General features: G+C 66.3%; 20 protein-coding genes and 1 tRNA gene. 10 read left to right on the top strand and 11 right to left on the bottom strand.

The genetic code is table 11. The annotated features are described in order from the left end of the window. Positions 1-38: 38 nt before the first annotated feature. Positions 39-1,160 (top strand): NAD(P)/FAD-dependent oxidoreductase, encoded by a 1,122-nt coding sequence (locus tag MH112_RS05040; protein WP_296564767.1) that lies wholly within the window; start codon positions 39-41, stop codon positions 1,158-1,160. A 53-nt stretch (positions 1,161-1,213) separates the two neighbouring features. On the opposite strand, the gene MH112_RS05045 is transcribed toward MH112_RS05040, so the two are convergent. Genes MH112_RS05045 through MH112_RS05055 form a run of 3 tightly spaced genes read right to left on the bottom strand, consistent with a single transcriptional unit; the run spans position 1,214 to position 5,235 of the window. Then, positions 1,214-2,464 carry a PQQ-dependent sugar dehydrogenase gene (locus tag MH112_RS05045; protein ID WP_296564770.1) on the bottom strand — a complete coding sequence of 417 codons (1,251 nt, stop codon included), beginning with the start codon at positions 2,462-2,464 and terminating at the stop codon, positions 1,214-1,216. Positions 2,465-2,506: 42 nt separating this feature from the next. Beyond that, positions 2,507-4,207, bottom strand: a complete 1,701-nt coding sequence (gene asnB / locus MH112_RS05050) for an asparagine synthase (glutamine-hydrolyzing) (protein ID WP_296564771.1) — start codon at positions 4,205-4,207, stop codon at positions 2,507-2,509. Beyond that, on the bottom strand, positions 4,207-5,235 hold the full coding sequence (locus tag MH112_RS05055) for a glycosyltransferase (protein WP_296564773.1): 1,029 nt from the start codon (positions 5,233-5,235) through the stop codon (positions 4,207-4,209). Before MH112_RS05055 ends, asnB begins: the two co-directional genes overlap by 1 nt. Positions 5,236-5,339: 104 nt before the next feature. Here MH112_RS05055 and MH112_RS05060 point away from each other — a divergent pair. The 3 genes from MH112_RS05060 (at position 5,340) to MH112_RS05070 (ending at position 7,958) form a co-directional block, all read left to right on the top strand. After that, positions 5,340-5,416, top strand: a tRNA-Met gene (locus tag MH112_RS05060). A gap of 91 nt (positions 5,417-5,507) precedes the next feature. After that, positions 5,508-5,981 carry a hypothetical protein gene (locus tag MH112_RS05065; RefSeq protein ID WP_296564775.1) on the top strand — a complete coding sequence of 158 codons (474 nt, stop codon included), beginning with the start codon at positions 5,508-5,510 and terminating at the stop codon, positions 5,979-5,981. Positions 5,982-6,149: 168 nt separating this feature from the next. Next, positions 6,150-7,958 carry an NAD(P)/FAD-dependent oxidoreductase gene (locus tag MH112_RS05070; protein ID WP_296564777.1) on the top strand — a complete coding sequence of 603 codons (1,809 nt, stop codon included), beginning with the start codon at positions 6,150-6,152 and terminating at the stop codon, positions 7,956-7,958. 12 nt (positions 7,959-7,970) lie between these two features. Here MH112_RS05070 and MH112_RS05075 read toward each other — a convergent pair whose 3' ends face one another. Continuing rightward, positions 7,971-9,011: an amidohydrolase family protein gene (locus tag MH112_RS05075; RefSeq protein WP_296564780.1), complete on the bottom strand. Its 1,041-nt coding sequence runs from the start codon at positions 9,009-9,011 to the stop codon at positions 7,971-7,973. A gap of 257 nt (positions 9,012-9,268) precedes the next feature. Between MH112_RS05075 and MH112_RS05080 the strand changes: the two genes are divergently transcribed. Beyond that, positions 9,269-11,122 (top strand): ATP-binding protein, encoded by a 1,854-nt coding sequence (locus MH112_RS05080; RefSeq protein WP_296564781.1) that lies wholly within the window; start codon positions 9,269-9,271, stop codon positions 11,120-11,122. 10 nt (positions 11,123-11,132) lie between these two features. On the opposite strand, the gene MH112_RS05085 is transcribed toward MH112_RS05080, so the two are convergent. Both MH112_RS05085 and MH112_RS05090 read right to left on the bottom strand, forming a co-directional pair. Further along, positions 11,133-11,756 carry a class I SAM-dependent methyltransferase gene (locus MH112_RS05085; RefSeq protein WP_296564783.1) on the bottom strand — a complete coding sequence of 208 codons (624 nt, stop codon included), beginning with the start codon at positions 11,754-11,756 and terminating at the stop codon, positions 11,133-11,135. A gap of 100 nt (positions 11,757-11,856) precedes the next feature. Beyond that, a complete protein-coding gene (locus MH112_RS05090) occupies positions 11,857-12,960 on the bottom strand; it encodes a response regulator (RefSeq protein WP_296564784.1) in 1,104 nt (367 codons plus the stop codon). Between the two features lie 273 nt (positions 12,961-13,233). On the opposite strand from MH112_RS05090, the gene queC reads away from it, so the two are divergent. The 3 genes from queC to MH112_RS05105 are packed head-to-tail and all read left to right on the top strand — an operon-like array spanning position 13,234 to position 15,002. Next, positions 13,234-13,965, top strand: a complete 732-nt coding sequence (gene queC / locus MH112_RS05095; protein ID WP_296564786.1) for a 7-cyano-7-deazaguanine synthase QueC — start codon at positions 13,234-13,236, stop codon at positions 13,963-13,965. Then, positions 13,962-14,594: a 7-carboxy-7-deazaguanine synthase gene (gene queE / locus MH112_RS05100; protein ID WP_296564788.1), complete on the top strand. Its 633-nt coding sequence runs from the start codon at positions 13,962-13,964 to the stop codon at positions 14,592-14,594. Before queC ends, queE begins: the two co-directional genes overlap by 4 nt. Before the next feature lie 36 nt (positions 14,595-14,630). Then, positions 14,631-15,002 (top strand): 6-carboxytetrahydropterin synthase, encoded by a 372-nt coding sequence (locus tag MH112_RS05105; protein ID WP_296564790.1) that lies wholly within the window; start codon positions 14,631-14,633, stop codon positions 15,000-15,002. 44 nt (positions 15,003-15,046) lie between these two features. Here MH112_RS05105 and MH112_RS05110 read toward each other — a convergent pair whose 3' ends face one another. The 4 genes from MH112_RS05110 to MH112_RS05125 form a co-directional block, all read right to left on the bottom strand. Continuing rightward, complete coding sequence (locus tag MH112_RS05110; protein ID WP_296564792.1) at positions 15,047-15,271, bottom strand: hypothetical protein; 225 nt, start codon at positions 15,269-15,271, stop codon at positions 15,047-15,049. A gap of 69 nt (positions 15,272-15,340) precedes the next feature. Beyond that, positions 15,341-15,853, bottom strand: coding sequence for a response regulator (locus MH112_RS05115; protein ID WP_296564794.1), 513 nt, complete (start codon positions 15,851-15,853; stop codon positions 15,341-15,343). Positions 15,854-15,998: 145 nt separating this feature from the next. Further along, on the bottom strand, positions 15,999-17,117 hold the full coding sequence (aroC, locus tag MH112_RS05120) for a chorismate synthase (protein ID WP_296564796.1): 1,119 nt from the start codon (positions 17,115-17,117) through the stop codon (positions 15,999-16,001). A gap of 96 nt (positions 17,118-17,213) precedes the next feature. After that, positions 17,214-17,924 carry a DnaJ C-terminal domain-containing protein gene (locus MH112_RS05125; RefSeq protein WP_296564799.1) on the bottom strand — a complete coding sequence of 237 codons (711 nt, stop codon included), beginning with the start codon at positions 17,922-17,924 and terminating at the stop codon, positions 17,214-17,216. Between the two features lie 83 nt (positions 17,925-18,007). Here MH112_RS05125 and pdxH point away from each other — a divergent pair, with 83 nt between their 5' ends. Further along, complete coding sequence (pdxH, locus tag MH112_RS05130) at positions 18,008-18,682, top strand: pyridoxamine 5'-phosphate oxidase (protein ID WP_296564801.1); 675 nt, start codon at positions 18,008-18,010, stop codon at positions 18,680-18,682. 14 nt (positions 18,683-18,696) lie between these two features. Continuing rightward, positions 18,697-20,190 carry a bifunctional aminoglycoside phosphotransferase/ATP-binding protein gene (locus tag MH112_RS05135; RefSeq protein ID WP_296564804.1) on the top strand — a complete coding sequence of 498 codons (1,494 nt, stop codon included), beginning with the start codon at positions 18,697-18,699 and terminating at the stop codon, positions 20,188-20,190. Between the two features lie 4 nt (positions 20,191-20,194). On the opposite strand, the gene MH112_RS05140 is transcribed toward MH112_RS05135, so the two are convergent. Further along, positions 20,195-21,286: a 3-deoxy-7-phosphoheptulonate synthase gene (locus tag MH112_RS05140; RefSeq protein ID WP_296564807.1), complete on the bottom strand. Its 1,092-nt coding sequence runs from the start codon at positions 21,284-21,286 to the stop codon at positions 20,195-20,197. Positions 21,287-21,582: the final 296 nt, after the last annotated feature.

Here is a 21,582-nt window from a genome sequence, read left to right on the forward strand (position 1 = left end):
CCATTTGCCTTCGCCGTTCCTCAGGTTAGCCAGAGGGCATGGCTGATTTTGATTTCGACGCCCTTGTGGTGGGAGCCGGTGCCGTGGGCCTGGCCTGCGGCTATGCCCTTGCCCGCCGGGGTCTGACTGTTGTGGTGCTGGAGGCGGACGCCGCCATCGGCCAGGGCGTCTCCTCGCGCAATTCTGAAGTGGTCCACGGGGGGCTTTATTATCCCACGGGCTCGCTGAAGGCCCGACTCTGCGTCCAGGGTCGGCGGATGCTTTATCCTTTCCTCGAAGCCCGAAATGTCGCCTTCGACCGCTGCGGCAAGCTGGTGGTGGCCAATGGCCCTGACGAGGTCGCCCGGCTTGAGACGATCCTGGCCCAGGCGCTGACCAACGATGTCGAGGACATGGCCCTGCTGACCAAGGCCCAGGCCCTGGCCCTGGAGCCGCAACTGTCCTGCGACGGCGCGCTGATTTCGCCCCAGAGCGGCGTGTTCGACAGCTATGGTTATATGTTGGCCCTGCAGGGAGAGATCGAAGCCGCGGGTGGTGCGGTTGTGGTCTCCACCCCCTTCGAGGGGGCCGTGCCGATGGCCGGTAGGGGCTGGAAGGTTCAGGCTGGCGGCGAGGAGCCAACCACGCTGACCGTGCGCCTGCTGATCACGGCGGCCGGCCTCTCAGCTCAGAACGTGGCGGCCCAGATTGAGGGGTTTCCTGCAGCCGAGATCCCCAAGGGCCACTATGGCAAGGGCCGTTATTTCCGGCTGCAGGGCAAGGCGCCGTTTGCCCGGCTGATCTATCCGCCACCGATCCCCGGCGCGTTGGGCACCCATTATCGCCGCGACCTGGGTGGTCAGGCGGTGTTTGGCCCCGATCTGATCTTTGTTGATGAGCTGGATTACAGCGTCGAACCGGACGCCGCAGCCGACTTCTATCGCTATGTACGCAAGTTCTGGCCCGCCCTGCCCGATGACGCCCTGACCCCGGACTATGCAGGGATCCGCCCCAAGCTGCATGGGCCCGGTGAGCCGCACACCGATTTCCGCATCGACGGTCCTGAGGCCCATGGCATCGAGGGGCTCGTCACCCTGTTCGGCATCGAAAGCCCCGGGCTCACCTCATCCCTGGCGATTGGGGAAGAGGTGGCCGGGAGGTTGGGGGTGGCGAAAACCTAGCCCCGTTTCCGTCATGCCCGCTTCTGGGGCGGGCATGACGGGGTGAGGGTAGCTTAGTTCGCCTTGGGAACCAGTTTCAGGATCCGGCCCTCGGCGTTGTCGGTGGCCAGGTAGATGGCACCGTCAGGGCCCACATCGACCTCGCGGATGCGGTCATTGACCTCGGTGGCCAGACGCTCCTCGCCCACCACACGGTCCCCGTCCAGGGTCAGGCGGACCAGATGCTTGTCGCGCAGGGCGCCGATGAACAGGCTGTCCTTCCAGGCCGGGAACAGGTCGCCCTGGTAGAAGATCATGCCCGACGGCCCGATGACCGGATCCCAGTAATAGACCGGCTGCTCCAGGCCCTCTTTCGCGGTCAGGCCCTCGCCGATCTGCCGACCGGAATACTCCATGCCGTAGGTGATGGTCGGCCAGCCATAGTCCTTGCCGGCCTCGATGATATTGAGCTCATCGCCCCCCCGGGCGCCGTGTTCGACCTCCCAGAGCTGGCCGGTCTTGGGATGCAGGGCGGCGGCCTGGACGTTGCGGACGCCTGAGGCGAAGATTTCCGGGCGCGCGCCTTCCCGTCCGACGAAGGGATTGTCTGCGGGGATGGAGCCGTCGCGGTTGATGCGGACCACCTTGCCCAAGGCGGAGTTCAGGTCCTGGGACTGGACCCGGCCCGCCATGATGGAGCGCTCGCCCAAGGCGATCAGCAGTCGGCCTTCACGGTCAAACACCAGGCGGTTGCCATAATGCAGGGTGGCGGCCATGGCCGGTTCCTGACGGAAAATCACCTGGACCCCTTCGATCCGGGCGCCGGCGGCGTCCTCCACCAGTTGGCCCCGGGCCACGGCGGTGGTGTTGGTGCCCTCCCCCAGGGGTTCGGCATAGCTCCAGTAGATCAGCTTGGTTTCGGCGTAGTCGGGGTCCAGGACAACGTCCAGCAGACCGCCCTGGCCGCGGGCGTCCACCTCCGGCAGGCCGGCCACGGGTGCCGACAACTCGCCGGCAGGCGTGACGATCCGAAGCCGTCCAGGCTTTTCGGTCACCAGCATTCGACCGTCCGGCAGGAAGGCGATGGCCCAGGGCCGCTCCAGACCGGTGGCGACCACCTCAACCCCATAGGCCACATTGGCCGTGACTTCCGGGGCGCGGGTCTGGCCGGGGAAGGCGGGAGTTTGAGACGGCACATTGGCAGGGCGTGTCTCCCATGGCTGTCCCCCTGGCGCCGCAGGCGCTGCGGACTGGGCCACCCCTTCGGTGGCGCCACAGGCGGCGAGAACCACGGCGAGCGCGGTGGTGAGAAGCAGGTGACGCATGAACGGTTCTCCCTTTGGTCGAGCTTTGTTGGCGCACGCGCCCTAGTTCGTTCCCACCACGGCCCCCAGGGCTTCCTGGGGCGTGGCGCCGTCTACATGTATGAGCGACCAGACCGCAAGGAAGAGCAGGGGCCAGCGTCGAGGGTCATTTTCGGTCAGGAAAACGTGTTGAGCCTCGTGCGCACCGATGGCCACGCCGATGGGGATCACATAGCCGATGCGCTCGGCGATGGCCCGGGCGCGCGGCGCGATCCAGGTCTCCACCGGCACGGTGAAGCCCTGCTTGCGCGCCCAGGGCGCGGCGGCGGGACAGGCGGTCTCGAGCCATTTGCGTAAGAGCCACTTCCCATGGCGGCCGCGCACCTTGAACCGGTCGGGCAGGGCGAAGGCAAAGTCTGCGACGACGGGATCCAGGAACGGGGTGCGCCCCTCCAGGCCATGCGCCATCAGACAGCGGTCGAGCTTGGTCAGCAGATCGTTGGGCAGCCAGGTGGCGATGTCAGCATACTGGGCCTGTTGCAGGCGGGTCAGGCCAGCCGGTGCCTGGGCCTGGTTCTGCCAGCGCGCCAGCAGTTCAGGATGGACGCCCCGGGGCTCGGCCGGTCGCCCTCCCAGCCAGGCGGGCCGAAGGGCGCGGCGATAGCGGCCATAGCCGCCGAACAGTTCATCGCCCCCCTCGCCGGTGAGAACCACGGTCAGGGTTCCCTTGGCGGCCTTGGCCAGCTTGAAGGTCGGCAGGATGGCGTAGTCGGCGGTGGGGTCGTCCAGGGCGGCGGCGACCTGGGGCAGCAGGGTCCAGAAGTCCTCCTCGGTGAAGGTGGTCTCCCGCCAGTCGAGGTTCAGCGCCCGGGCCACCCGCTCGGCCTGGGCCCGCTCATCCCGGGCGCCGGGCGCATCAAACCCACAGGTAAAGGCGGTGACGGGCCGACTGTTGAGTCGGCTCATCAAGGTAGCGATGGCGGCCGAGTCGATCCCGCCGGACAGAAACAGGCCATAGGGCACGTCGGCCCGCTGATGGACCCGCACGCTGTCCTCCAGCACCGCATCCAGCTTTCTCAGCAGGGCAGCCTCGCCCTGGGCCGGCGACCGCGTGGGGGCAGAGGGCAGGGCGGGGCGAATCTCATGGGGAACCAGCCGGCCTGCCACCACCTCGATGATGGCGCCGGGCGCGACCCGGCGGGGGCCGTAAAGGGCACCCTTGTCGCCCAGGGTATAGCTGAAGGCCAGCATCTCCCGGGCGCCGTCGGTGGTGATGGCCGGCGGGGCCAGGCCCGCCTTGACGAAGGCGCCGGCCTCCGAGGCGAAGGCCAGTCCCGTTTCCAGCTCCATCACATAGAGCGGCTTGATGCCAAAGGGGTCGCGGACCAGCCAGGTGCGACCGTCGGCGCCCACCAGACAGAAGGCGTACATCCCCCGCAGCCGGTGGAACGCAGCTGGTCCCTCCTTCGCATAGAGGTGCAACAGGGGTTCGAAGTCTGAGCCGGTGGAGAGCGCGTCCTGGAGCCCGAAGTCTTCGGCCAGCTCCAGATAGTTGTAGATCTCCCCGTTGCCGATGACCGTCCCACCGGCAGCGTGCAGGGGCTGCCAGCCGCCCTCCAGATCGATGACTGACAGCCGCGCATGGGCGAGCGATCGTCCATCGGTGTCTTCCACTGTGACACCGTCGGGTCCTCGGTGGATCATGGCTTCGATCAGCGGGCGGGCGGAGGCCTCACCGTCCAGAATCCCTGCGATTCCGCACATCAGCTGGCTCCGAAGCGGGCGAAGAGGTCACGCCATTGGGCGACCACGGCGCCCTGTGAGAAGTCCGCCTCCACCCGGGCCAGCCCATTCTGCGCCAGGCGGATGCGCAGCATGGGATCGTCCAGCAGTCGGCGGACGGCGACCGCCAAGGCTTCGGGATCGTCCACCGGAACCAGCAGGCCGTCCTCGCTATCGCGGATCAGAGCGGAGGGCCCCTGGCTGGCGGCGGCGGCCACCGGCAGGCCGTGCGCCCAGGCCTGGATCACCACATTGCCGAGCGGCTCAAAGCGCGATGGAAAGACGCAGACATCGGCGGCCCGATAGAGCGCAGAGGGATCACTGCGCCAGCCCAGGAACCGCACCCGGGGCGCAACCCCTAAGGCCACGGCCAAAGCCTTCAGCCGCGCCTCTTCCGGCCCCGTGCCGGCGATCCAAAGATAGGCCTCGGGCAGTCGGGTCAGCGCATTAAGGGTGACGTCATGGGCCTTGGCCTCATGCAACCGGCCCATGGACAGCAGCAGGGGGGCTTCAGCCGGGGTGTCCAGGCTCGCCCGCTCGACCGGCGCAGCCTCGGCCGGCGCCTCGGCGAAGTTGGGGATGTAGGCCACCTTGTCCGCCGGCCAGCCTTGCCCGGTCACCCAGTCGGCGATGTCCTGGGTATTGGCCACCAGGAAGTCGAAGCCCGCATAGTATTTGAGGTTGTAATAGCCCCCCAGCCGCCCGATCCGCGCCCAGGGTCCCTTGGGGGTGTGCCGTGCGGCCCGGTTCATCCAAGCGAGCGCCACGCTCACCGTCTGAGCCTGCGCGAAGCGCGCCACCCGGCGTCGGGTCATCAGGTCCAGGGCCCCGCCGAAGCCGAAGGTCTCCACCGCCACCCCGGCGGCGCGCATTGCCCGCTCGCGAGCAGGGTGCGGACGCAGGGCCGCAGCCTGGGCCACGCCATCGCGGGCGAGCGCCAGGGCCAGGTCGACGAAATAGGTCTCCGCCCCGCCTTCGCCGGCCGTTCCCAGAAGATGAAGCACGCTCATGCGGGCGCGAACCTAGCCTCGCTTTGGCCTGCACCCAAGCCGCTTGATGCGACGATCTGAAATCCCTATAACCCGCGCCTCGCGCGTCAGCGGCGCGAACCCTTGGCTGGGTAGCTCAGCTGGTTAGAGCGGTGGATTCATAACCCACAGGTCGGCGGTTCGAGCCCGCCCCCAGCTACCACGGTCTCTCTTGAGGCCGCCTCACTCTCCCCCCTTGCAAATTACGTCGACGGAAGGCCCCCTGCGGCCTCTTGTGAGCTGGAGGTCTTGAGATGGCGAGGAACAGGTATGACGCCCCGGTAAAGACGAGTAGCCGTACGGTACAACTCACAATTATGGGCGTCGCCGCCGTGACGCTGATCGGCGGGGTGCTGTTCGCCCTGGGCCAGCAGCGGATGGCGGCCGTGGAGCGCTGGACGCCGCAGGGGCCGGAATGCCCGGTCTGGGCGGGGCCGCTGCCGGTCTCCAAGAGCCGGCCGGACCTGCAGAGCTTTGACTATGCCGGGGTGACCCTGGGGCGCTGGTTTGGTCACGCCAGCTGTGTGGAACTGCACAAGACCTTCCTGCCAGGCGGCGGGGTCTTTCAGGCCTGCCACTTCACCGGTCCGGACTTTGTGCGGGTCAAGGCGGGTGGGGTGGAGACCACCTATCGACCTGGAGTCGGTAAGCCGACGATCATCACCATCCGTGACGGGGTCGCCACCTGCGCCACCGATCCCAGGGGCACGGCGCCAGCCAATCCCTAGGGGGCAGGCGCCCCTTTGGTGCCGCCTGACGGAGCCACGCTTCAAGACCCTTGGCTCAGGCCTCGCCCAAACCCTATATTCGAATCTGTTAGGGGTGAGGCAGCCGGCTGAGGCCACTCGCTCTAAAGTTAATTTTCTGAATTATAAGAACAGTTTAGGGAAGCGGCCATGGGCTCGGAAGCATCGACGGGGCGGGTGATCGACAAGCAGGCCCTGCTCGCCAGATATGTCGCTGAGCGGGATAAGCGCCTGCGGGCCGACGGCAACGCCCAATATGTGCGACTCAGCGGCCGGTTCGCCGACTATCTCGAGGATCCCTACACCCCCCGGGTCGAGCGCGCACCCAAGACCGACCATGTCACCTTCGCCTTCATCGGCGGCGGCTTTGCGGGCCTGGTGACCGGCGCGCGACTGGTGGAGGCCGGCATCACCGACGTGCGCATCCTCGACAAGGCCGGCGACTTCGGCGGCACCTGGTACTGGAACCGCTATCCCGGCGCCCAGTGCGACACGGCGTCCATGATCTATATGCCGCTCCTGGAAGAGACCGGGCACATGCCGAGCGAGAAGTACGCTCACGCCCCGGAGATCCTCGAGCAATGCCAGCGGATCGGCCGCCAGTATGGCCTCTATGATAACGCCCTGTTCCACACCGAGGTCGAGGATCTGACCTGGGACGAGGGCGAAAGCCGCTGGCTGATCCGCACCAATCGCGGCGACGCCTTCACCGCGAGCTTCATCGGTCTCGGGACTGGGCCCCTGCATGTGCCCAAGCTGCCGGGCATTCCCGGTATTGAGGACTTCAAGGGCCACGCCTTCCACACTAGCCGCTGGGACTATGACTATACCGGCGGTGATCCAAAGGGCGGCCTGATGGAGAAGCTGGCCGATAAGCGGGTGGCGATCATCGGTACTGGCGCCACATCGGTCCAGGCCGTGCCCCACCTCGCCCGGGCCTGCCAGGCGCTCTATGTGGTCCAGCGTACGCCGTCCTCGGTGGATGTCCGCGCCAATGCCCCCATCGATCCGGACTGGTTCAAGACCGTGGCCGAGCCCGGCTGGCAGCAGCGCTGGCTGGAGAACTTCACCGCCAACCAGGGCGGCAACCTGGCCGAGGACGACTTGGTCATGGACGGCTGGACCGATCTTTCCCGTCGCATCCGCGCCCGCATCAACGAACTACCGCCGGAAGACCGCAGCCCCTTCAAGATGCTGGCCGCCTTCGAGGATTCCGACTTCGAAAAGATGGAGGAGATCCGCGCCCGGGTGGATTCCATCGTCGCCGACACCGAGACCGCCCAGAAGCTCAAGGCCTGGTACCGCCAGCTCTGCAAGCGCCCCTGCTTCCACGACGCCTATCTGCAGGCCTTCAACACGCCCGGGACCCATCTGGTCGACACCGACGGCAAGGGGGTCGAGGCGATCACCGAAAAGGGCTTTGTGGTGGCCGGCGTCGAGTATGAGGTCGACTGCATCATCTACGCCTCGGGCTTCGAGGTGGGCACGCCGTTTGAGCAGCGGGCGGGCTTTGACCTCTCCGGTCGCGGCGGGCTGAAGCTGTCACAGGCCTGGGCCGAGGGGATGAAAAGCTTGCACGGCATCCATGTGCGGGACTTCCCCAACGCCTTCTTCGTCCAGCCGACCCAGGGTGCCAACCTGATCTCCAACATTCCGCACAATCTGACGGAATCGGGCCGCACCATCGCCATGACCATCCGCCACGCCCTTGATCGGGGTGCCAAGGCGGTGGAGGTGACCGAAGCGGCGCAGGAGGCCTGGGTCAATCTGCTGCTCACTGGCATGGGCCGCATGCTGGGGGCACCCGACTGCACCCCTGGCTACTACAACAACGAAGGCCAGGACCCGGGGCCCGCCGCAAAGTTGAACGTCGGCTACCCCCAGGGTGCCAGCGCATACTTCAAGTATATCGACGGCTGGCGGACGTCTGGTGCCTTTGAGGGCCTGGAGTTCCGCTGAGGCTTTGCCGCCTCAGAGCTCCAGGCGATAGGTGCGTTGGGCGGTGTCGTGGAACAGGGCCGCCTTTTCGTCGGCCGACGCGCCGGCCGCCAGGCGTTTGAAGGCATTCCAAAGCGTGGCGTAATCGCAGGTCCCGGCGTCCACCGGGAAGTTGCTCTCAAACATGCAGCGGGCGGGGCCAAAGGCGTCGATGGCGGTCTCCACATAGGGCCGCCATTCCTCGGCCAGGGCTTCGGCGGGGGCGGGCGGCTCGGCCATGAAGCTCGGAAAACCAGCAAACGGCATGGCCAGCCCGCCGATCTTGCAGAGCACATTGGGCCTTTGGGACAGGGCCCGCAGGTTATCGCGCCAGACCCCGAACCGCGCCTGCCGCTGGCCCTCATAGGCACCGATCCCCAGGGGGGTGCCCACATGGTCAAGGATGATGGTTGTCCCTGGAAAGGCGTCTGCCAGGTCGATCAGGTCAGGGATCTGCGGCTCCAGCAGCCAGGCGTCGAAGGACAGACCATAGGCGGCCAAGTGGGCGAAGCCCTCACGGAACGCCGTGCTGCGGAACAGGCCCGCTGGGCGCGGGGTGAGAGACCCGAGGACAGCAGGATCGGGATCTTGGGCTGCGCTCTGACGGACGCCCCGGAACCGCCCGCCGCCGGCGGCGAGATGGGCTTCCAGCACCGGGGCGACGGCGTCGCCGAGGGTGAAATCCGCATGACCCACAATGCCGGCGCAGGCCCGGGTCTCGCCATACAGACCACTGGCGCTCATGGCCGCCACCCCATTGACGAATTCCGTCTCGCCCACAGGCGCGAGCGCTGGTGAGGCACCGGCGCGGTACATGGCACCGCACTCGATGAAAACCGTCGCGCGGACATTATGGCCGGCGCCGAGGTCCCCCAGAAGATGGTCGAGCAGGTAGTGGGGCGTGCGACGCAGCAGGGCCTCAAACCCGTGGCGGGGGGGCGGTGCATCGGGGCCAAACCGCGTCCGCATGTCCCAAAGGTGGTGGTGCGGATCGATGATCGGCAGCTGGGGATCGAGGATGGTCTCGGGGGCCATTGGCGTGTCTCCGTGCATCGCGGCCACCCAGTTTTAGGTCAGTCTGCCGCGGATCGCCTCACTTTCGTTGCGTGCGCGCGCTTTCCCAATGTGGATATGGCTGGCCTGGGCTGATCTCCCCATAGGATTGTCCGCTGAGTCCCCTGAAGCCTCCTGATGAGGCTGATAAACGGGTGTGACACTTTGTCTGCACAATGAACTCGTGGGGTTTCATATGACCGCGCTAGCTTCGCTCTGAAACACGCCGGGACTACGACTTGCTGATCCTGAACAAATCAAAAGGTGACCACATCAAGGTCGAACCGGAGGTGCTGGCGAAGTCCCAGGCACCGATCCTGCGGATGTTCGCGGCCATTGCGGCCGTCTATTATCTGATCATCACCCTGTCCCATCCTTTCTTCACGTCGGGGGTGGCGCTGCCGGTGCTCCTGGCTCTGTCGACGACGACGACGGTGGTCGGTTTCCTGATCTGGCGACGCCTGCGCGCGCCCGTGGGGCTGCTGCAGCTTGAAGGCTTCGCCGTTCTGCTCTTTGGCCTGCCTCTGGCCAATGTCACCACGCAGCTCAGCTTTAACTTCGAGCCCCTGAAACTCATCTACTACGTGCTGCTTGCCCTGGCCTTCGCCACGGGCGCGCCGACGCGGCGGTTGGGGTTTGCCGCGGCAGGTCTGGCCCTGGCCCTGCTGGTGCTGATGGCCCGGAACGCCCCCGGAAACCTGATCAGTGAATACGCTTATGTCAGTCTGGCCAGCCTGTTCGCGGCGGTCGGTATTTCCGCGATGATGCGGAGCGCCATGATGCGCGAACTCCGCGCCCGGCTGGCCACTGACAAGCTGAACCATGCCCTGCGACACGAACTGGCCCGCAATCAGGACCTGGCCCGCGAGGCGCAAGACCTCGCCGTCGCCGCGCGCACCGCTGACCGCACCAAAAGCGAGTTTCTGGCCACCATGAGCCACGAGATCCGCACCCCCATGAACGGGGTGCTTGGCATGGTCCAGGTGATGGAGCGCGATGACCTGGCCCCCAAGCAGCGCGATCGCCTGACCACAGTCCGGCGCTCGGCTGAAGATCTGCTGGAGATCCTCAACGCGGTGCTGGACGTGTCGCGGATTGAGGCCGGCGAAATGAGCCTGTCCCCAGCCCCTTTCGACCTCGACCGGTTCTCAGAGACTCTTCGGAAACTCTATGGGCAGCTCGCGGCTGATCGGGGTCTGATTTTCCGCCTGGATGTCGCGCCGGACGTCTCGGGCCTGAGGCTGGGGGATGAGGTCCGTGTCCGCCAGATCCTCAGCAACCTGATCTCTAACGCCCTCAAGTTCACCGAGGCGGGATCGGTCATCGTCAGGATCAGCGGTGATCATGAGCACCTCGTCTGCGAGGTTCACGATACCGGCGTCGGCATTCCCACAGATCAGCAGGCCAGCATCTTCGAGAAGTTCGTCCAGGCTGATTCTTCCAATACCCGTCGCTCAGGCGGTACGGGCCTAGGCCTGTCCATTTGCCGTGACCTTGCCGAACTCATGGGTGGCCAGATCACCTTCTCCAGTCAGCCTGGCCGCGGCAGCCGGTTTATCCTCGACCTGCCCCTGCCCGCCGTTGCGGCGGGAGATGCGATGACCGCCGCGCGCAATGAGCGCCTTCTTCCGCCTATCGTGACCAAGCCGGCCCCTTCCGTCGGGCTTTCGGGGTGCAAGGTGCTGATCGCCGACGATAATCTGGCCAACCGGGCGGTTCTCCAGACCCTCCTGGAAAGCGAGGGGGCCGAGTGTGGCCTAGCTGCCGACGGCCTGCAGGCGGTGGAGGCCTGGGCGGCCGGTGAGTGGCACGTGATCTTGATGGACATTCACATGCCCAGGCTTGATGGCCTGGCTGCCGTCCGGCAGATCCGCGCCATGGAACGGGCAGACGCGATGACCCGCACCCCGGTGATCGCCGTCACGGCCAGTGTCATGGCCGATGAGATCCGCCGCTACATGGGTGCGGGGATGGATGCGGTGGTGGCCAAGCCCGTACAGTTTGAGACCCTTCTTGGCCTGATCGATCAGGTCGTGAGGGAGCCGGCAGCCCGGCAGGGGGACGTCAGCAGTCTGGCAGGCTGGCCGGTCTGAAGCCCGGCAACTAGGCTGGCTGGGCTGAGCCCCATTCATTCCACCCGGCGATCCTGGGCGTCTTGGGCAGATAGGCCTTTTCCAGGCTTGTCAGGGTAAACCTCGCCCCTTCCACCGTCTCAGCCACAGGGCGATTCAGGTGGCAGCCCCCCGCGAGGCGGCTCCAAAGCGGGTCCAATCGCCGTTGCCAGCGGGCGATCGCCGGCTCGGGCGACAGACCGTGCTCGCAAAAAAAGAAGGTCCCGCCTGGCTTCAGCACCCGTCTGACTTCCGACAGGGCCTTGGCGCTGTCCGCCACCGAACAGAGGGTGAAGGTGCAGACCACGCTGTCGAAGCTCTGGTCATCAAAGGGCAGAGCTTCGGCCGTCCCGGCCTCCACCTCAAGCCTGAGATCAGGATCCCTCGGGGCCGTCAGAGCCAGGGCTCGCAGTTCCGGGGAAGGGTCGATGCCGGTGACGCTCTCGACCTTGTTTACATCATAGAAGGCGAGATTCAGGCCGCCGCCGATGCCGAGCTCCAGGACCCGCCCATGGGCCTGGGGCACGATCTTCGCCCGCTGCCGCATGATGCCAGGCGATCCGCAGGCGCAGGTCAGCAGACCCGGCAGGATACGTCGTTCGTAATAGCTCGCCATCAAGGCCCCCCGGGTGATGCGAGATCATCATGGCCTGCAGTGCTCGGGGAGGCTAGGGCGCTGGCGAGGTCACGGGCCATGACCTGGCTGATTTAGACGCTCAGGCGGCCTGAGCCTTGTCCTGCCCCAGGGCCTGTTGCAAGGCCCGCAGGAGGTGCTCGGGCTTCATCGGCTTCTCAACCACCCCGATCATGCCGGCGGCGATATAGCCCGCAGCATCCTCGGGATCGGCATTGGCGGTGAGGGCGATGATCGGGGTTTGGCCGGCAGGGCCATCCAAGGCGCGGATGGCGCGCGTGGCTGCGACACCGTCCATGCGCGGCATCTTGATGTCCATCAGGATCAGGTCAAAGCGCCCCGTCCGGGCCAGCTCAACCGCCTCGATCCCATCGACGGCAGTCTCTGCCGTGCAGTCGAACATCTCGCAGAGGGTTTCGGCCACCATGCGGTTGGTGGCGTTGTCGTCGACGATCAGCACATGGGCGACGCGCTCGGCGGCATGCTCGCCTGGCACCATCTCGGCAGCCGGCGCGAGGGGCGCGGTCAGGGTAAATACAGCCGTCTCTCCGCCCCCCGCATTCAGTTCCGTGCGGCAGTGCCCCTCCAGGGTCTCAAGAAGCCTCTGGCTGAGCGCAGCACCCATGGCCGTCTCCAGGCCAAAGCGCGCCGTGACCTCTTCAAGGCTGCCCGACAGATTTCCCTCAGTCGCCTCGCCAGCGCCCCGGACGCGACCCACCAGCTGCAGCGTCCCATCGGCCAGGGGCGTGACTTCAAGCGAAGCTTCAACTGCGCCACGCCGAACCCCGGAGATGGCCAGGCCAATGAAACCATCGAACACCTGGTGCAATCTGTGGGCGTCCACAACCGCGGCCATGGCGGGTTCCCCAACGCAGGACACCAGCAGGGTGACGCCGCCTTGTCCCACGCGACTGATCCAGCGGGCCTGCACATCGTCCATCAGGTCCCGCAGTTGATAAGGGGCGGGGCTCACGCTCAGGCTGCCGGTCGCTATCTGCTTCAGGTCCTGGGCCAGGACCAGCAGCCGCGAGATGGCGTTGGCGGCCTCATCAATGCCGTCAGCGCAGGCTGCGGCGTCAGGTGGAAGATGGTGTCGTCCGAGGCGCGCATTCAGCGCCTGCATCCCCTCGATCTGGATGCGGATTTCTTCGGTAATGTGCTCGAAGAAGAACTCGGAGGGGGGCATGGTTTCGGACGCCGTTGCAATCTGCCACCTAAGATGGGTGCAACACTTTGCAGAGACGTTAAGCGAGCTGTGTCGCCTTGACGCAGAGCTCAAAAGCAGAACGCGCAGCACGTCTCGTTGGTGCTGGGATCAGACGCCTTGAAGTTGTAGCCAACTGAAAGTGGAATGTCGGACTGCTGGGGGTTGGTTTACCCCTCCAAAAGGCGATCATCTGGACACTCAGCGCGCCAGCGGCGTCTTCCCTTGCAGCCCCTGCGCGCGCATATGGGGGGCATGACGGACACTGCTCGTGACAGGCGCGCCCTGGTGTTGTTTTCCGGGGGCCAGGACTCCTCGGTTTGCCTGGCCTGGGCCTTGGCTCGCTATGACCATGTCGAGACCGTGGGTTTCGACTATGGCCAACGCCACACCGTCGAGATGCAGGCGCGGCAGGTGGTCCGGCGGGCGATGGCTGATCAGGTTCCAGATTGGGCGCAGCGTCTGGGCCCTGATCATCTCATCGATCTGACCAGTTTTGGCGCCATCGCTGAGACCGCCATGACCCGTGAGCGCGCCTTCGAGATCACTGACAAGGGGCTGCCCTCCACCTTCGTGCCGGGGCGTAATCTCGTCTTTCTGACCTACGGCGCGGCCCTGGCTGACCGACGGGGAACACGCGACCTGGTCGGCGGCATGTGTGAGACCGATTTCTCTGGCTATCCTGACTGCCGCCGCGACACCATCGAGGCCCTTGAGCGGGCCCTGAACCTCGGCATGGCGCAGGATTTCCAGATCCGGACCCCCCTGATGTCGCTCACCAAGGCGCAGACCTGGGCCCTGGCCAAGGGGCTGGGCGGAGAGGACCTGACGGATCTCATCTGTGAGGAAAGCCATACCTGCTATCGGGGCGAGCGCGGCGTGCGTCACGATTGGGGTTATGGTTGCGGCACCTGTCCGGCGTGCGATCTCAGGTCCAAAGGTTGGTCGGAGTGGGTGGCACAGGGACGCCCGGAGCTCGCCCCATGAGCTACTCGGTCAAGGAGATCTTCCTGACCCTGCAGGGGGAGGGGGGACAGGCCGGCCGACCTGCGGTGTTCTGCCGTTTTGCCGGTTGTAACCTGTGGTCCGGGCGCGAGGCCGACCGGGCACAGGCGGTCTGCACCTTCTGTGACACTGACTTTGTTGGCATGGACGGCCCCGGGGGAGGCCGCTTTTCCGATGCGGCGGCACTGGCCGATGCGGTCGCCGGGGCGTGGACCGGTGGCGCGGCTAACCGGCTGGTGGTCTGCACCGGCGGCGAGCCCTTGCTGCAGCTGGATCCGCCCCTGATCACGGCCTTGAAGGACCGGGGCTTCTCCATCGCTGTGGAAACCAACGGAACGCTCCCAGCGCCCCCTGGCGTTGACTGGATCTGCGTCAGTCCGAAGGCCCAGGCCCCCCTGGCCCAGACGGCCGGCCAGGAAATGAAACTGGTCTTTCCTCAGCCCGGCGTTGATCCAGAGCGGTTTGCCAGCCTGGATTTCGAGCGATTTTACCTTCAGCCCATGGATGGGCCCAACAGGATCGCCAACACCGAGGCGGCGATCGCCTATTGCCTCGCGCACCCTCAGTGGCGTTTAAGCGTCCAAACCCACAAATATCTGGGCATTCCCTGAGGGCCGATCGGCTGGACGGATTGCCCGAGCGCGCCAATGACATCGCAAATTTTTGAGATCACCAAGGTCGCTACCTTTGATGCGGCCCACTATCTGCCCGATGGCCCGGCTGAGAGCCCCTATACGCGCCTGCATGGTCACTCCTTCCAGGTCGAGGCCACCGTAGCCGGCACCCCGCAGCCGCCGGTGGGCTGGGTCGCCGATCTGGCCGAGCTGGACGGGGCGCTGCGAGCGGTCGCCCTGGAGCTGGACCATGGCCTTCTCAATGAGAAGCCGGGGCTCGACAGTCCGACCCTGGAGAACCTCTGCCTGTACTTCGCAGAGCGTCTGAAGGTGCAGTTTCCCGGCCTCGCAAGGGTCAAGGTATCCCGGCCCACCATCGGCGAGAGTTGCGCCCTGTCCCTCTAGGGCGGGTCGTCTAGGCTATTGGGCCCTGACGTTACCCTCTTGGCTTAGCGATCACGGCGGGCCTTGCGCTCATCGTCCTTATCGTCGCCCCCGGGGATGACGGCACCAGCCGCCATGCCGACACCTTTGGCCGTGGCACCCACCGCGGCACCTGTGACGCCAATGGCGACGCCGGCGGTGGTACCGACCACGGCGGCGGCGAGGCAGCCGGCCTGGGTGAGGGCCAGCGCTCCGATGAGGCTGAGGCGAAGAAGCAGCGGCATGGTCATGTTGGATCCCCCAGGACAGTCCCCACAAGACCCGCAAATCATCACCAAATGGTGGCGAGTAGCCCGATCTCAGTCGAGCTGGTGCGCCAAGGAGATCGCCGCATCATCCCGACGCCGCCAAGGCCCGGTGAAGCCAGGGTCTGCCCGGCGCCGGCGGTCGGGGCCAAAGTAGTCCTGGGTGCGGATATAGGGCCTGGGATATTCCACGATACGGTTCAGCCGTTCGAGCACCCCGCGGGCCGTCAACGGTTTGGCCAGGAACTCATTGACCCCGGCGTCCCGGGCTTCAGCCACCCGGCGCATGGTGGAATGCCCTGTGATCATGATGACCGGGATCATCTGGTTGGGGCTATCGGGGGAGTTGCGCAGCAGACGTACGAAGTCGATGCCATCCAGGGGTTGCATCGACAGATCGGTCATGACGATGTCGATAGGGTGGTTGCGCAGCTGCTGCAGCCCTTCGGCCCCATCGGCACCCTCATGAATATGCACCACGCCGATGGCGCGCAGGATCTCGGTCAACAGCACCCGCATGTGGTGGTTGTCGTCAACAAGCAGGATCCTGAGCAGTTCGTATCGCAAGGGTCCGTCTTTCGCGGTCTGCCTGCGTCCTGTCGGACGGGCGGCGGAGGGACATCATGGGTGGCCCATTTCGGGTAAGTCCGACGCGCGGTCAATGTCAAAACCAATGATACCCGGTTTAAGGCTCGCCCAGTCTTTCTAGCGTCTAGTCTGGTAGACCGGGCTTGAAACGTGCCTCGCCCGCTTGGCCGCGGTGCCGGAGAAAAGCGTCAGCCAGCACACAGGCCACCATGGCTTCGACCACTGGAACGGCACGGATCCCGACGCAGGGGTCGTGGCGACCCTTTGTGCGCAACTCGATCTCCTGCCCGGTCTCATCCAGACTGCGGCGGGGGGTGAGGATGGAGGAGGTCGGCTTGAACGCCACCCGCGCAGCCACCGCTTGTCCGGTGGAGATCCCTCCCAGCACGCCGCCGGCCTTGTTGGACAGGAAGATCGGCTCACCGTCATTGCCCATGCGCATCTCGTCGGCGTTCTCTTCCCCCGTGAGGGCGGCCGAGGAAAAGCCTGCGCCAATTTCGACCCCCTTGGCGGCGTTGATCGACATGAGCGCGCCGGCCAGTTCGGCGTCGAGCTTGCCATAGATGGGCGCCCCCCAGCCGGCTGGAACGCCGGTCGCCTCGACTTCGACAATGGCCCCGGTGGAAGAGCCGCTCTTGCGGATCTTCTCCAGGTGAGCCTCCCAAACGGGTACGGTCTCGGCGTCAGGACACCAGAAGGGGTTGTTGCGGGTCTCGGCCCAATCAAAGCGGCGGCGATCAATCTCATGGGGACCGATCTGCACCACAGCGGCGCGAATGCTGACGCCGCTCAGGATCTTCCGAGCCACGGCACCGGCCGCCACCCGGGCGGCGGTTTCCCGGGCGGAGGCGCGGCCACCCCCACGGTAGTCCCGCACGCCGTATTTGGCGAAATAGGCATAGTCCGCATGACCTGGGCGAAAGGCCTGGGCGATCTCTGAATAGTCGCGGCTGCGTTGGTCGGTATTCTCGATCATCATCGAGATGGGCGTGCCGGTGGTCACAGGGCCGCCGGTGCGGGCATCCTCGAACACCCCCGACAGGATACGCACGGCATCGGGCTCCTGCCGCTGGGTGACGAACTTGCCTTGGCCCGGGCGGCGCTGGTCCAGCCAGACCTGCACATCCTCGGCGGTCAGGGACAGACCTGCGGGGCAACCGTCGATCACGCAGCCGAGGGCTGGGCCGTGGCTTTCGCCCCAGGTTGTGACGCGGAACAGATGACCAAATGTGTTGTGCGACATAGCCGCGCTCTTAGCGCATTTCCACGCAGGCGCCACGTCCGTGACGCGGCTTAGGGCTTTAGCCCGAAGGCTAGTATGAGCTGCTTGGCGCGGCTCTCACGCCGCCCAGGCGGCGGCGAACCGGCGCAGAAGGGTGCGGGCAGCGCTGGAGGCGGTTTCATGGGCTGCCTGCAACCGGATGAACAGGTCACCCTGGCGATGGCGGCCTCTGGCCGGCAGCCCTTCACCGTTCAGTCTGATCAGCCCCCGGGCCGAGGCCTTGCGGGTAATCCAGACGTCCCGAGGTCCCAGAGGCGTGTCCAGCTTGATCCGACCGCCTTGGTCCAGAAGTGAAGCCTCCAGCCCAACGGTGATCCACAGATCATTGCCCCGCACGATCAGCTGCCCTTCACCGCGAAGCGCCACGGTGAGCATCTCGCCCCCGGCGCGCAGCCGGTCGCCATGGCGCAGGCCGGCGGGCACGGTGATCTTCAGTCTGCGACCATCAACAATGCGGTGCTCGACCTGACCGCCGTGCAGGGCGTGATGCGGGGTGAGGGTGAGCGTTGCCGCCTCTGACGGCGCGGGACGTGCCGGAACGCTTGGGGGGGCCTGAAAGCGCCGGTCACCGGCAGCACGTCCACGCAGGATATCATAGGCCAGGACTGTCTGGCGGAAGGCCTCGGCATCGCCGCCGACGCGGTCGGGATGGACAGTCTTGGCGCGATTTCGAAAGGCGCGGCGCAGTTCGCCGGGCGAGGCGGCGGCGGCCACGCCCAGCAACTCCCGCGCCTGCCGCGCTGTCAGGGCCTGATCTGTCCCGCTCATAGGACGAACGTCCTAGACTCAGCGCCGTCAACGGCGCGTTAAACCCCTGACGGCGGTCACCTTGCGCGCTATAGGCCAAGGTCATGTCAAAGACCCCAGAAGACTCGCTGATCCCGGCCTCGCCGTCTGACGACGACTATGTCGCCCAGGTCACCCAGGCTGAGCCGCCGCCTCTGCTGAGTGCCACCGACCCCTTCACCCTGTTCGCCCAGTGGCTGCAGGAGGCCGGCGGCAAGGAGCTGAACGACCCCAATGCCATGGCGCTGGCCACCGCCGACGCCGACGGCACCCCAGACGTGCGCATGGTGCTTCTGAAGGATGTCGATCCGCAGGGCTTCGTCTTCTACACCAACCTGGAGAGCGCCAAGGGCCGTCAACTGGCGGAAAATCCCCAGGCTGCCCTGCTGTTCCACTGGAAATCTTTGCGCCGGCAGGTTCGGGTTCGCGGTCCGATCACCCCGGTCAGCAGCGAGGAGGCGGACGCCTATTTCGCCACCCGTGCCCGGGCGTCGCAGCTGGGCGCCTGGGCCTCGGAGCAGTCGCAGGTTCTTCCCGATCGGCTGGCGCTCGAGAAACGCATCGCCGAGGCAGGTTTGCGATTTGGTCTGGGCAAGGTGGAGCGCCCGCCGCACTGGTCGGGCTTTCGGCTGGCGCCCACCGCCCTGGAGTTCTGGCGCGACCGGCCGTTCCGCCTGCATGAGCGCCTGGTTTTCCGCCGCAGCGGCGCGGGCTGGACCACTGAACGACTTTACCCGTGAAGGACGCCTGAGCCTTGACCGACCCCGAAGAGGTCGAGGTCGCCGCCTGGCTTGAAGGTCAGGCCGAGCGGCGCATCGACACCGCCTGCGCCCGGGTGTTTCTGGCCCCTGACCGCGCCTTCAAGGTCAAGCGGCGACTGGACCTCGGCTATCTGGATTATTCCACCCTGGACCTTCGCCGTTGGGCCCTGGACCGGGAGCTTCGGTTCAACCGGGCGGCGGCGCCAGACATCTATCGCAGCGTGCGCGCCATCACCCGGGCAGCGGACGGGGGGCTGGAGTTCGATGGCCGGGGCGAGGCCGTGGAGTACGCCCTGGAGATGCGGCGTTTCGATGAGAACGCGGTCCTCGCCGCTCAGCCCTGGGCCGTAGACGGCCCCCTGGCCGACAGTCTTGGCCGTACGGTCGCCGGCTTCCATGCGGGCGCAGCCTTGCGTCCCGAAGGGGGCGGGGGACGCGCGCTCAAGTTCACCATCGATTCCAACACCCATCTCTTGCGACAGCTGGCCCCGCGTCTTGGGGCCGATCGGGTCGAGGCCGTCATTGCCGCCACCGAAGTGGCCTTTTCTCGCCATGAGGCCCTGCTGAACGCTCGGGTTCTCGGGGGCTTTGCCCGCCACTGCCACGGTGACCTGCACCTGGGGAACATTCTGTTGGAGGACGGTCGGCCGATCCTGTTCGACTGCATTGAGTTCAACGACACCCTGTCGGATGTGGACGTGCAGTACGACATTGCCTTCCTGCTCATGGACCTGGACTTCCGCCGCCGGCGGGACGCGGCGGTGCGGGTGCTGTCAGCCTATCTGGACGAGGCGGCCCGGCACTTCGGGCCCGAACTCTGGGATGGCCTAGCCACCCTGCCGCTGATGATGGCGGTGCGGGCGGCCGTGCGGGCTCATGTCTGGGCCCATACCGGTGATGATCCGGCCGCCATCGCCTATCTGGATGCGGCCTTGGCCCATCTATCTCCCCCCCCGGCGAGGCTTTTGGGGGTGGGCGGGCTATCGGGCACAGGAAAGTCCACCTTCGCTCGGCTGGTTGCCCCTGGCATCGGGGCGGCACCCGGGGCGATCGTCCTGCGCACCGATGAGGTTCGCAAGCGACTGATGGGGGTCGCCCCCGACAGCCGCCTGCCGGCCAGCGCCTATGGGCCAGGCTTCTATGAGCAGGTCTATGACACCCTGTTCAGCGAGGCGGGTCAGGCCCTGGCGGCGGGCCGGGCGGTGGTGCTCGACGCCACCTTCATCGCCCCGGACCTGCGTCGAAGGGCCGAAGCCCTGGCGACCCGTTACGGCGTCGCCTTTGACGGCGTGTGGCTGGAGGCGCCGGCGGAGATCCTGGCCGAGAGGATCAACGCCCGTCACGGGGACGCCTCTGACGCCACCGTGGACACCCTTCGCAAGCAGATCGATCAAGAAGTTGGCCAGATCAACTGGGTCAGGATCGACGCCTCAGGTTCGGCCGACGAAGCCGCCGAGGCCTGGAGTCACCTCCAGACCCCGGCCTGAAGGCTCAGGCCTTTGCGGGCTCCCGGGCCAGGACCCGGCGACGGGCCTGAACGGCCTGAGCCAGGGTCTCCAGGACGGCGACCGAGTCGTCCCAGCCGATGCAGCCATCGGTTATGGACTGGCCATAGGTCAGGGGCTTGCCAGGGATCAGGTCCTGTCGGCCGGCCACCAGATGGCTCTCGATCATGACGCCCATCAGGCTCTGGTCGCCGGCGCTGAGGCGGGCGGCGAGTTCAGCCACGACCCCTGGCTGGTTTTCCGGCTTCTTGAGGCTGTTGGCGTGGCTGGCGTCGATCATCAGACGGGGGGCCAGACCCGCCTTCTCGATCAGGGCGCAGGCGGCGGCGACACTGGCGGCGTCGTGGTTGGGCGCTGATCCGCCGCGCAGGACCACATGGCAGTCTCCATTCCCGGTGGTGGCGGCGATGGCCGAGCGGCCTTCCTTGGTCACGGCCAGGAAATGGTGGGGCTGGCTGGCCGCGCGCACGGCGTCGACCGCGATCTGCACATTGCCGTCCGTCCCGTTCTTGAACCCCACCGGGCAGGACAGGCCCGAGGCCAGCTCCCGGTGGATCTGGCTCTCGGTGGTCCGCGCTCCGATGGCGCCCCAGGCCACCAGGTCAGCGATGTACTGGGGGGTGGTGACATCCAGGAATTCGCAGGCTGCTGGCAGCCCCATGTCGTTGATGTCGGCCAGCAGGCCCCGGGCGATCCGGAGCCCCTGATCGATCTGGAAACCGCCATCCAGACCAGGATCGTTGATCAGCCCCTTCCAACCCACCGTGGTGCGAGGCTTTTCGAAATAGACGCGCATGTGGATTTCCAGCTCGCCGGCAAACCGCGTCCGCTCTGCGGCCAGCCGGTGGGCATAGGCCATGGCGGCATCCGGATCATGGATCGAGCAGGGGCCGATCACCACCAACAGGCGGTCGTCGCGTCCATGGATGATGTCCTGGGCGGCGGCGCGCGCTCGGGTGACTGTGCCGGTTGCCCGGTCGGTACGGGGCTGGGCGGCCATGATCTCAGACGGTGGCGTCAGCGGGGTAATCGCGCGGATACGCAGGTCGTCAGTGGTGCTGGGTAAGGTGGCGGTCATAGGGGGCTCTCGAGGGGAGCCGTCCGACGGGCCAAAAAAAAGCCGCCGGATCGGCGGCGGCGGTGGGGTGCGTCTTACGTCTGGGTCACGTCAGCCGAACTCCGTCCGTCGCCAGGGGCGTCGGATAGCCAAAATACCAAAAGAGATAGCTGGCGGCGTTCTTGGACATGACAGAGAAGATTTAACCCAGAGGGGGCCGGCTGTCACCCATGTTGCGCAAGTTTCTTGCGTCATCGTCCCCTGGGAGCCTGTGGCAGCCCGCCGCAATCGCCCTGGGGTTGAATATTGATACCACC

The sequence above is a fragment of the Phenylobacterium sp. genome, from assembly GCF_022402485.1.
In the GTDB taxonomy this organism is placed as follows: Bacteria; Pseudomonadota; Alphaproteobacteria; order Caulobacterales; family Caulobacteraceae; genus Phenylobacterium.